Here is a 10,599-nt window from a genome sequence, read left to right as displayed (position 1 = left end):
TTCCCGCTGAGCCAGGCCCGGGTACGGTTGGGGCATGCATGGGTACAGCGGAGACAAGCAGGCTTATCTGACCCGGCTGCGGCGGATCGAGGGGCAGATCAGGGGCCTGCAGCGGATGGTCGAAGAGGATTCCTACTGCATCGACGTGCTGACACAGGTGTCGGCCGCCACGCGGGCGCTTCAGGCGGTGGCGCTCGGCCTGCTGGAGGACCACATCGGGCACTGCGTCGCCGACGCCATCAACAGCGGAGGCCCCGAGGCGGAGGAGAAGGTCAAGGAGGCCACGGCGGCGATCGCCCGCCTCGTCCGTTCGTGACTAGTCACCGGACCATCTTTCCTGACCACGTCCCGGACCCCTGTCGAGGAGTCCGGGACTAGGTCGTCCGGACGGTTCTCTCATCGGCTTCAGCAGATCGCCGAAGCACTCAATCCGAGCGCGTTGTCGAGCTCCGCCAAGGTGAGTGGCCGTTCGCTGATGGCGACGGCGGTAAGCACCTCGGCATAGAGCGCGATCTCGTCCAACGCGACACGGTCGTGGACCCTAGAGTCCAGGTCGTCGTGCCCCACCGCGTCGTCCTTCCTTCCGCAGCCCACACCCACTTCGAGGTTACGGCGGGCGGTCTTTGGTGCCCATGGCCCATCGGGACCATTCCTTCCGGCACGGTCGCGCCCTCAGAAGGATCATTTCCCGATTCCGAGATCACGATTCAGACAAACAGCCGATGTGCGGGGGGATAGAGGGATATAAGGAGAGTAAGGAGAAAATAACTGAATTTGTGGTTTAAGTATGCTGATGCGTGTCAGAAGTGGCGGGGGAAAGTCCCTGATATGCCTGGGACCGGGTCGTCCCGCTCGTGCGTCAGCCGGTGCACGACCGCCGCGGCCGTGACGAACCCGCGCTCCGGCACCGTGGTCCCGCTGAGCCGGCACCACGCGAGCCCTGTGGCGTAGGCGGCGCCCAGCAGGGCCGCCGCCGAGGCCCGGTCCGGCGGATGGAGCGCCGAGTGCAGCCCGCCGGAGCGTGGCCAGCACCCCCGGAGCGGGTGGGACGGGTCGGTGAGCACCACGTGGAGGATGTGGCGCAGCTCCGGGTCCAGCCAGGGGTAGAGCGCGTCGGCCGCCCGGGGGGCGGTCGCCGACAGGTCGGCCGCCAGCAGCGAGGTCGCCACCGCCCGCGGGTCGGCGCCCTTGGGCACGAGGAACCCCAGCGTCTGGACCAGGTCGTAGAGCGCGTGCTGGAAGTGCTCCCCCGGGGAGGAGTCCGGCAGCGTCACGTGGGGCGGGCAGCGCGACAGCCACGCCTGCCGTACGGCGTCGTCGCCGTAGTGGGCGATGGAGTGGTCGGGGCCGGTCCGGCGGAGCACCGGCTCCACCATGCACAGCAGGGCCTCGGCCCGGGGGCGGAAGCGCCGGTCGCCGCGGATCGCGTCGGCGGTGTCGGCCATCAGCGCGACCAGCCGGAGACCGGCCTCGGGGTGCCCCGCCCTGACCCGCTCGCCGTACAGCGCCACCAGGTCGTCGAGCGAGGAGGGAGGCAGCCAGCGGACCCACTCGTCACCGGGCAGCGGGCGGGCCAGGAACTCCCCGAACATCGACAGCAGCACCTCGTTGCCGTCGAAGGCCGGGGCGTAGGCGCACCACATGAGCGTGTCCCAGACCGCCGCGACCGGGCTGGCGACCTCACCGGCGAAGAGCGCGGCGGACGGCCCGTGGAGCGGGAAGTCCTCCCTGCGCCTGCCGCGCTGGGCGATGACCAGCTCCCGGACCCGTTCGGTGATCTCGGGGGGCACGTCCGGTCCGACGAACCCCTGGACCGACCCCCGGTCCGTGGTGAAGTCGGGGCCGGTCGGGACCAGGTGCGGCAGGATCGCCGTGGTGGCGTGGACGACGTGCGCCGCCGCCCGGAAGCCCGGATCGGCCGGGGGCGCCGCCAGGTGCCAGCGGCCGTCGGCGGGATCCTGCCGGTACCACCGGGCGTGCGCGCCGAACAGCCAGCGCCCGCCGTCCGGGGCGGCTAGGACGCGCAGCGCGACGGCCTGGGCGCGGGCGGGCAGCGGGAGCCTCGCCCACCGGTGGTCGGCGACCATGGTGCGCACGTCGCTCTCGATGGTGTCGAAACCGTCCCACTGCCGCACGGCGGTCATGTTACCGATGCCCGCCCGGCGCGTCAGCGATCTCCCGCCCGCTCGCCCGGCGCGACCGCGACGGCCGCCCGGTGCCGCGCGGCCTTGGCCATGTAGTTGTCGGGGGTGCGGGCGAAGGAGGCGCGGTCGTCGTCGGTCAGCTCGCGGATGATCCGGCCGGGGACGCCCGCCACGAGCACCCCGGCCGGGATCTTCTTGCCCGGCCCCACGAGGGCGCCGGCCGCGACGAGCGAGCCCGCGCCGATCCGGGCCCCGCCGAGCACGACGGCGCCGATGCCGACGAGCGCGCCGGTCTCCACGTGCGCGCCGTGCACCATGGCCTTGTGGCCCAGGCTGACCCGGGGCTCCAGCACGGCGGGCTCGCCGGGGTCGGCGTGCAGGCAGCACAGGTCCTGGATGTTGCACTCCTCGCCGACCTCGATCCGCTCGTCGTCGCCGCGGAGGACCGCGCCGTACCAGACGTTCGCGGCCCGGCCCAGCCGTACGCGGCCGACGACCACCGCGCCGGGGGCGACGTAGGCATCTGGGTGGATCTGGGGGATCGCGTCCCCGTCGAGGGCGGCGATGTAGGGGCTGATGTCCATGTGATTGATGTTACGGTGCGTGAGCTTGCCCGATATTTCCGCAAGCAGGTCGGGCGTTCCGGTTGCGGACTTGGACAGTAAGCAGGAAAGTCGTCTCCTGACGTCTCCTTTCCCGCCACACAACCTCCACGGGCAGCGCCATGACAAACCAGCACGAGAGCTTTCCCGACCTGATGCATGAGGACTCGTTCGAGGTCGTCATGCGCGGCTACAACCGTCGTCAGGTCCACGACTACATGAACCGCAACCGCAACCAGATCCGCGATCTGGAAGAACGGCTCGCCCGGGCGATCGAGCAGGCCGAGCGGGGCCGGATCGAGTTGGCCGAGGTCCGGCGGAGGCTCTCCGACGCTCCGCAAGACTACGACGAGCTGGGCCAGCGGCTCAGCCAGATCCTGAAGCTGGGTGAGGAGGAGGCGGCCTCCAAACGGCAGGTCGCCGACGCCGAGGCCAGCAAACTGCGCGAAGACGCCGCTGAAGAGGCCCAGCGGATGGTCAGCGCGGCGCTGGAGCGGGCCGAGGGCATCATGAACGCCGCGCAGCAGGAGGCCGAGCGCCGGGTCGCCGAGGCCACCGCCGCCGCCGAGCAGATGCTCGCCCAGGCCGGCGGCGACGCCGAGGAGACCCTCAACGCGGCGCGCGCGGAGTCCGAGGAGACCCTGCGCGGCGCCCGCGCCGAGGCCGACCGGATGGTCGTCTCGGCCAGGAACGAGGCCGAGCGGACGATCGAGAGCGCCAGGACCGAGGCGGAGTCGACGGTGTCCTCCGCCAACGCCGAGGCCCACGCCACGCTGGCCGCGGCCCAGCAGCGCTCGACGATCCTCGACGAGACGACCGGCCGGCGGGTCACCTACCTCACCGACACCCACCGCGAGGTCATGCGCCGCCTCAACGAGATGGGGGCCGTGCTGGGCGATCTGCTGCACCGGGAGAACGCCGCCGGGGCCCTGATCGACGAGGCCTCCGTGCTCCCGCTGTTCCCCGTCCAGTCCGCCTCCGCCCCCGTCCCCGTGGAGGCCGCTCCGGCCGGGGAGGTCGCCGGGCCCGACGTCGAGTCCGATGTCGAGTCCGATGTCGAGGCCGTCCGCGTGATCGTGGACGACGAGGTCGAGGAGGGCGGCGACCACCGCACCGAGATCTTCGACGACACCGAGGTGAGCCTGGGCCGGGCCGCCAAGGAGGACGACGAGTACGCCGCACGGAAATGACGGCCGCGGCCCGCACGGGCCGGTCCGCCTCCTGCATGCCACGGCCCCGCGGCCGCTGAGGTCAAGCGGAAGCCCCCGCCCCCGATCGGGTCGGGGGCTTCCGCGATTGGGGGCCCGGCGCCGGGGCCGCGTGAGATCCGCTGACCCGGGCACCGGGCGGCTACCAGGAACCCCTCCCGTCGGAACGGTCCTGTTGATCGCGTAACTGCTCTCGCAGTCCTTCCGGGTCGTCGGCGTCGACGGTCATCGCGCAGCCGAGATCACGCTGGTCGGAGGTGAGCGGGTGGTGGCGGGTAGCCCACCACCGACCCGCGTCACTCCGCCAGATCGTCCAGTCGGGGAACTCCCGGGCGATCTCCGCCAGATGTCGGTCGAATGACATCTACGCACCTTCCCCGCGCCCAGGCCCGGCCGTGTGACCTTCCACCTCCGAAGGTGATGCACTTCTCTAGAGAAATCAATGATCGCAGGGGACAGGTCAACCTATCGGTTGACGGATCGTCTTGATCTATGAATCGAAGTCGTATTGGAGTACATAAGAGGCGGCGTCGAGGATCATCTCGTTGACCTCGACCGGGACGCCGCCCGCGGTGTAGGCGATCCGGCCGATCACGATGACCGGGGTGCCGGCCGGCAGGTCGAGCTGGACGGTCTCGTGAGGATGGGGCATGCGGGCCCGCACCTCCTCGCTGAAGCGCACGGGGGTGTGGCCGAGGTCGCCCAGGCGCGCGTAGACGCCCCCGGGCCCGGTGTCGGGCTGTGTGATCGGGGTGTCCTCCACCAGGGCGGCGGGGAAGTGGGAGACCGACAGCTGGACCGGCCGGCCGTCCACCGAGTAGCGCCGCCGCCGCACCCACACCTCGGTGCTGTTGAGCACCCGGGCCACGGTGTCCTCGGCGATCTCCCTGTCGATGTTCATGTCGTCCACGGTGTAGGGGCGGCCTCTGGTGTCGGACTCCCAGATCGCCTGGCCCTGCCCCCACTGTTCATGGGAGAGCCGCCGGGAGCCGTGCCGCCTGATCGGCCGGAACTGGCGGACGTAGACTCCCGAGCCGCGCTTGGGCACGGCCAGTCCTTCGTTGATGAGCACGGAAAGGGCCTGTCTGGCGGTCGCGCGGGCTATGCCGTACTCCGCCATCAGGGCGTTCTCGCCCGGAAGCCGATCCCCGTCTCGGAGCTCGCCGGACAGGATCGCTTCGCGAAGCCCGTCGGCGATGCGCCGATAGATCGGGGGCTCGGGAGGAACCGGGGACTGCTGCACGTTTGATCACCCTCTGTCACCAACCGGGTTTGGCGTCTCCAGAGAACTTGCCCCGTCTTGTCCACGATCGCACAGATGCAGAGGTTGGTCCCGTGCTTCTTTTGAGAGGATCGTGCCTGTGTGACGATCTCCGGGAGTTTTCCCGGTCCGTTACCGTGGAACGGTCCTAGCCGCTATTGGCTGGGCCCACCATCGCCGGGTGATGGTCGCGGCCAGAACAGCACCCGCTGTATTGACCAGCACGTCGTCGACGGAGCTCACCCGGCCCAGCCGCAGGCCGTACTGGAGGAGTTCGACGGTGAGTGACGCCGCGGCGGCCACGGCGGCGACCCTGGTGAGTGAGGCGGAGCGCGCCGAGCGGACCGGGAGCATCGCGCCGAGTGCGGCGAAGACCAGAAGGTTGCCCCCGACCTGCACGAACGCTGTCTCACCCGGCCCCTGAAGCACCGCCCACAGGTCCCTGAAGGGGACGAGGCTGAAGCCGCCGGGGCCCGCCGCCGGGGTGAGGATCATCCAGATCCAGGGGGCGGTCCCGGCCGCCACGGCGACGTCGGCGACGGCCGTGCGGACGGGGAGGGGATGGCCGGCGCGGAGGCGGCGGAGGGCGAGGAGGCGGGCGGCGGCGAGGGCCAGCGGGAGCGCCACCACAGCCGTGATGATGATATTTCCCCATACCTGCCACACCTGGTACATGGGGCAATGATGCCGGGTCCGGGCCCCCCGCCGGGCGGCCCCTGCGGTTACGGGAAGGTGACCTTCAGGTAAGGGTCTCCGCCCGGAATGTCATCCGCGCCGGGCGGCTACCCGAGATGGCGCCTGAGGAAGCCCACGGCCCGGTCCCAGGCGACCGGCGCGGCCTCGGGGTCGTAGAACTGGGGCGCCTCGTGGTTGTGGAAGGCGTGCCCGGCCTGCTCGGCGACGTGCATCTCGATGTCCGGCCGCCCCGCCGCGGCCTCCTCCACCTTGGCGACCTGCTCGCGGGGGATGTAGGGGTCGGAGCCGCCGAACACGAACAGCACCGGAGAGGTGATCTTCTCCATCAGGCCGGCGGCGTCCGGTACGGCGGAGCCGTAGAACGACAGCACCGCGTCCACCTCGGTGGTGGCCGCCAGGAGGTAGACGATCGAGCCGCCCAGACAGAACCCCACCGTCGCGGCCCCTCCCTCGGCCTCGGGCAGCCCCTTCAGGTGCGCCAGCGCCAGGGCCGAGTCGGACACCCCGTGCGGGACGTCGAACTCGGAGGCCACCTTCATCGACGCCGCCAGCCCGGCCTCGTCGTGGTCGGCCACCCAGTTGCGCCGCAGCCGCCAGAACAGGTCGGGCGCGCCGACGACGTATCCGAGCTCCGCGAGGTCCTCGGCGACCTTCCTGATGTAGGGGCCGACCCCCCAGACCTCCTGGATCAACAGGACGACCGGCCCCCGGCCGCTCTCCGGCAGCCACAGGTGCAGGTCGAACGTGCCGTCGGCGACGGTGACCGTCTCGGTGCGGGCTTCCATGGGATCCTCCTGCGGACTGATCGGGTGGGACGACCAGTGAACCGCATACCCGCTGAGCCGCAAGAGTTGCGAGCCGTGCCGGCCGATGACGCGGCTCCCCTTTCGGCCGGGGCTCCATGGACTCGCCGCCGGCCGCGTAGCCCTCACGTGAGGTCGATCACCAGGACCCGTGCCCGGCCGCCACAAAGTACACTATTCCTACAGCTAGTGTAGGTAATGCGGGGGTGGCTGTCTCCCGCGCCTGCGCGGCGGCACGGTAAGGCGTATCGACGAGGAGAAATGCCATGTCTGAGACGGGTTCATCCACTCCATCCTCATCGCCCACACCGTCACCCACCCCCACGGGGACCGCCACCCCGACGCCGACGCCCACGTCGAGTCCCACGCCCACGTACCCCACCCCCACCCCTCCGCCGACCTCGCCTGGTCTCGAACGTCCGGGCATGCCGAACGTCGATGTCCACGGGAGCATCTTCACGAAGGCGGCCGGCGGATTCGTCGCCGAGCACGACGAGCTGGTGAAGGACGTCCGCCGGATTCTCGACGCCATCGCCGCGCTGGGCGATTTCGCCGGCACGGACGAGACGGCGAACACGTTCAGGCAGGGCTATTCCACGGCGTTGAAGAAATCCGAGACGTACGTCAACGCGCTACGCGACGTCTATCCCGCGGTCGCCGAACGGCTGGCCGGAATGAGGATCGGCTTCGAGGTCGCGAACTGGGCCAGCATCGAATCCCTGCCGAAAGTGTCCGACCCGCCCGAGTACTCGAAGTCGGACAAGAAGTTCAACCCCTGACGTTTCCTGGAGACCTGATGATCACACCGGACGACGGCACATCCTTCCTCGACGAGGAAATGCGCCGCCTTCTCGCCCAGTTCCAGGCCGAAACTCGGCCGCTGGAAGAATTGCAGGAGGGCCTCAACGCCATCCGCGGCCGAGGTGAGGCGGCCAATGGTCAGGTGAGGGCCGAGGTGCTGCCGACCGGCGCGCTCGGCAGCCTGCGCATCGACCCGCGGGCGATGCGGCTCGGCGCGGACGCGCTGGCGGAGGCGGTGCTCGCCGCCGCCGGCGCCGCCGCCACGGACCTGACCGCGCGGCTGGCCGGGATGATGACGGACGGCCTGACCCCGTTCGCCGACGGGGTCAGGCGTTTCAGCCGGGACTAGCTACGTGGTCACCGGCGGTCAGTATCCGCGCCAGCGCCTGAACTGGTCCTGGCCTGCGGCGACCCCCAGCTTGGCGAGCATCTGCTCCCACGTGGGCAACAGGCCGGCCGGATCGTCGATCACGTCGCCGGGCCGGTTGAGCGCGTTCGCCGTGGTGCTGAAGATGGTGGAGCCGGTCAAGAACACGACGGCGTTCTGCGCCGCCTGGTTCTTCGGCAGCAGGTTCGCGGCCTTTCCGAAATTGGCGGGATCCACGTGGTAGAAGACCATGGCCGCGGCGAAGTTCTTCAACATGTACTCGCCGCGGTCGCCCCACGACCCCAGGTCCTCGCCTCTGGCCAACTTGAGCCCGTCAACGACCGCCTGGTCCAGGACCGTGTAGGCGAGGCTGCCGCCCGCGGCGTAGATGAACCGCTTCCCCACCGCATGATTGAACATCTTGAGCAGCAGCCGTGCCTGCGACCTGCGCATCGCCCAGTTGATCATCACCTGGACCTTCTTGTCGATCGCCGGCCAGCAGAAGAACATCAGCAGCTCGATCCACTGGATCATGGCCATCGTCCGGAGCGCGTGCTGGGTCTGCTCCAGCATGCCCGCGTAGTCGTCGACCGCGTCGGCCAGCCCGCGGATGTACGCGGACGTCCGCGGCGGATAGGGCGCGATCTCGTTGTTGAAGTATTTCCTGAAGGCGTCGATGCCCGCGCCGGAGTTGGGCGGCCGCCACACCTTGCCCGCGACCTCCTCCACGTCGTCCAGGCTGACGTCCACTCGCTTGGCCAGCTGCCGCAACAGCCGCGCGGCTTCGCGCGCCTTGGCGGGGTCGCCATCGGGGTAGGCGACGGCCAGCATCTGCAGGACCACGCCGCCGACACCGACGGCGGAGAACAGAAACCCTGTCATCGGAAGCGACTTGGGGGATGGACTCACGTAACAGATCCTTTTTCTACCGCCGGACGTCCTGCTCTCCGAGCTCAGGTCCGTCCGAAATCCTGTCAATATCATCTGCCACGTTAGCCCCACAGCTGGATCAATATCGCCATTTCCGGCAGAACAAACAAAAGGCGTTCGAGGATATAAATCCTCTATTTAAGCGTGCCCGGGATGATGTGATCGCGAGGTCTACAAATCGACCTTAGTTCGTAGTCAAAACTACTTTGCTCCACCTCCACGCTCACGGCTCCGACGGCGGCGGCCGGCCGAGGGGGGTGAGGAGCCGAAAATCATGTCGCCGGGCATCCGGCTGAAGCGTAGGGTGCGGAGACGGCGACCCGCTGCTCGACCTGCGCCGCCGCGGTCTGGACGTCGAGGGCGTTGACGCCTCGGCGGACATGCTGGACCGGTGCCGCCGCCGGGCGCGGGAGCAGGGCGTCGATGTCGTCGTCCACCACCAGCGCATGGAAGCGCTCGATCTGCCACGCCGTTACCGTGCGATCTTCCTCGCCGGGCCGACCTTCAACCTGCTCCCCGACGACTCCACCGCGCTGGCCGCCCTCCGCGGCATCCGCGACCACCTCGCCGTGGGCGGCACCGCCCTGGTGCCGCTGTTCGTCCCGTCGCCCACACCCGCCGAGCAGATCGGCCGGGTGCGCACCGCTACGGCGGACGACGGTGCTGAGCTGCGTGTCTCGATGCTGTCCGAGGAGCGTAGCGATTCCACGCGGACGCAGACGGCGGTGCTGCGCTACGAGCGCTACCGCGACGGCGAGAGCACCGTCGTGGACCGCCCCTGGGTGCTGCACTGGTACACCCGCTCAGGGTTCGAGGGCCTTGCCGCGGCCGCCGGTCTGACCGTGGTGTCGGCCCTGGAGGCGCCAGACGCCTCCGACCTGCAGTTCCAGTTGCGAGCCGCCGATTGAGGCGCACCTGGTGCGATGTCGCGTGGAGACCCGGCGAGGCCCGCCCGCCCGCCGGGCCGGTCAGATGGTCCTGGCCAGCGCGCGGGAGATGCCCAGCGCCGCGGCTTTGACGACGGGGGCCAGCCGGGTGGGCTGGAAGCGGGCCAGCGGGACGGAGACGGACAGGGCGGCGACGGCCATGCCGTCGCCGAACACGGGGGCCGCGATGCAGGCCCCGCCGAGCTGGGCCTCCTCGCGTTCGTAGGCCAGGCCCGCCGCCTGGATCTGGCCGATGGTCTCCTCAAGCCGCTGCGGGTCCACGATCGAGTGAGGGGTCAGGCGGCGCAGGGGACGGCCGAGGACCTCGTCGATCAGGTCGGGCCCGGAGAAGGCCAGCAGGGCCTTGCCGATCCCGGTGCAGGTCAGCGGGAGCCGCCCACCGACACGGGAGGGCAGGGCGAACGCCTCCTGGCCGCGGATCTTCTCGACGTAGACGACGTCCAGGCCGTCGCGCACGCCCAGGTGGACGGTCTCGTGGGTCGCCTCGTAGAGGTCGTGCATGAAGGGCAGCGCCGCGTGTCTCAGATCTCGTTCGAGGGGCACGATGCAACCGAGCTCGAAGAGCCGGCGGCCGAGGTAGTAGCCGTCCTCGCGGCGGGCGACCGCGCCGATCTCGGTGAGCTCGGTGAGCAGCCGGAAGGCCGTGGTCTTGGGCAGGTGGCAGCGTTCGGCGACGTCGGCCAGGCGCAGGGGGCCTCCCGTGGGGCGGAACGAGTCGAGCACGAGCCACGACTTCTCCAGCATCGAGAGGCGGTCTGGGTTCCGTTTCACGGAACGCATTGTTGCCGATGAACGGCTCCCACCTCTATACCCATACCTAGTGACCCATCGGGGTCCTAT

Annotated in this window: 13 protein-coding genes; 5 read left to right on the top strand and 8 right to left on the bottom strand. The window is 69.9% G+C overall.

Features of this window, described 5'->3' with window-relative positions; all coding sequences use genetic code 11:
- Positions 1-34: 34 nt before the first annotated feature.
- Positions 35-316: a metal-sensitive transcriptional regulator gene (locus ACWDS7_RS02820; protein ID WP_306862231.1), complete on the top strand. Its 282-nt coding sequence runs from the start codon at positions 35-37 to the stop codon at positions 314-316.
- A 484-nt stretch (positions 317-800) separates the two neighbouring features.
- Here ACWDS7_RS02820 and ACWDS7_RS02815 read toward each other — a convergent pair whose 3' ends face one another.
- Positions 801-2,144, bottom strand: coding sequence for a hypothetical protein (locus ACWDS7_RS02815; RefSeq protein ID WP_451927820.1), 1,344 nt, complete (start codon positions 2,142-2,144; stop codon positions 801-803).
- A 23-nt stretch (positions 2,145-2,167) separates the two neighbouring features.
- Positions 2,168-2,728, bottom strand: a complete 561-nt coding sequence (locus ACWDS7_RS02810; RefSeq protein ID WP_306862237.1) for a gamma carbonic anhydrase family protein — start codon at positions 2,726-2,728, stop codon at positions 2,168-2,170.
- A 140-nt stretch (positions 2,729-2,868) separates the two neighbouring features.
- On the opposite strand from ACWDS7_RS02810, the gene ACWDS7_RS02805 reads away from it, so the two are divergent.
- Entirely contained in the window at positions 2,869-3,936 is a 1,068-nt protein-coding gene (locus ACWDS7_RS02805) for a hypothetical protein (RefSeq protein ID WP_451927819.1), read from the top strand.
- A gap of 160 nt (positions 3,937-4,096) precedes the next feature.
- On the opposite strand, the gene ACWDS7_RS02800 is transcribed toward ACWDS7_RS02805, so the two are convergent.
- The 4 genes from ACWDS7_RS02800 to ACWDS7_RS02785 form a co-directional block, all read right to left on the bottom strand.
- Positions 4,097-4,318, bottom strand: coding sequence for a hypothetical protein (locus ACWDS7_RS02800; RefSeq protein WP_306862243.1), 222 nt, complete (start codon positions 4,316-4,318; stop codon positions 4,097-4,099).
- 126 nt (positions 4,319-4,444) lie between these two features.
- On the bottom strand, positions 4,445-5,197 hold the full coding sequence (locus ACWDS7_RS02795) for a GntR family transcriptional regulator (protein WP_306862246.1): 753 nt from the start codon (positions 5,195-5,197) through the stop codon (positions 4,445-4,447).
- Positions 5,198-5,347: 150 nt separating this feature from the next.
- Positions 5,348-5,890, bottom strand: coding sequence for a VanZ family protein (locus ACWDS7_RS02790; RefSeq protein WP_451927818.1), 543 nt, complete (start codon positions 5,888-5,890; stop codon positions 5,348-5,350).
- 107 nt (positions 5,891-5,997) lie between these two features.
- Positions 5,998-6,696 (bottom strand): dienelactone hydrolase family protein, encoded by a 699-nt coding sequence (locus tag ACWDS7_RS02785; protein WP_451927817.1) that lies wholly within the window; start codon positions 6,694-6,696, stop codon positions 5,998-6,000.
- A gap of 443 nt (positions 6,697-7,139) precedes the next feature.
- Here ACWDS7_RS02785 and ACWDS7_RS02780 point away from each other — a divergent pair, with 443 nt between their 5' ends.
- Together ACWDS7_RS02780 and ACWDS7_RS02775 are read left to right on the top strand one after the other, a co-directional pair.
- Positions 7,140-7,493, top strand: coding sequence for a hypothetical protein (locus ACWDS7_RS02780; RefSeq protein WP_451927816.1), 354 nt, complete (start codon positions 7,140-7,142; stop codon positions 7,491-7,493).
- A 17-nt stretch (positions 7,494-7,510) separates the two neighbouring features.
- Positions 7,511-7,864 (top strand): YbaB/EbfC family nucleoid-associated protein, encoded by a 354-nt coding sequence (locus ACWDS7_RS02775; RefSeq protein ID WP_306862257.1) that lies wholly within the window; start codon positions 7,511-7,513, stop codon positions 7,862-7,864.
- Between the two features lie 18 nt (positions 7,865-7,882).
- Here ACWDS7_RS02775 and ACWDS7_RS02770 read toward each other — a convergent pair whose 3' ends face one another.
- Positions 7,883-8,764, bottom strand: a complete 882-nt coding sequence (locus ACWDS7_RS02770) for a hypothetical protein (protein WP_451927815.1) — start codon at positions 8,762-8,764, stop codon at positions 7,883-7,885.
- A 371-nt stretch (positions 8,765-9,135) separates the two neighbouring features.
- Between ACWDS7_RS02770 and ACWDS7_RS02765 the strand changes: the two genes are divergently transcribed.
- Positions 9,136-9,720, top strand: coding sequence for a class I SAM-dependent methyltransferase (locus tag ACWDS7_RS02765; protein ID WP_451927823.1), 585 nt, complete (start codon positions 9,136-9,138; stop codon positions 9,718-9,720).
- Between the two features lie 60 nt (positions 9,721-9,780).
- Here the strand turns inward: ACWDS7_RS02765 and ACWDS7_RS02760 are convergent, their stop codons facing one another.
- Positions 9,781-10,539, bottom strand: a complete 759-nt coding sequence (locus ACWDS7_RS02760; RefSeq protein WP_451927814.1) for an IclR family transcriptional regulator — start codon at positions 10,537-10,539, stop codon at positions 9,781-9,783.
- Positions 10,540-10,599 lie beyond the last annotated feature (60 nt).

Source organism: Streptosporangium sp. NPDC003464, from assembly GCF_053588315.1.
Note: the sequence above shows the minus strand (reverse complement) of the source record. Positions and strands in the feature narration are given on the sequence as shown.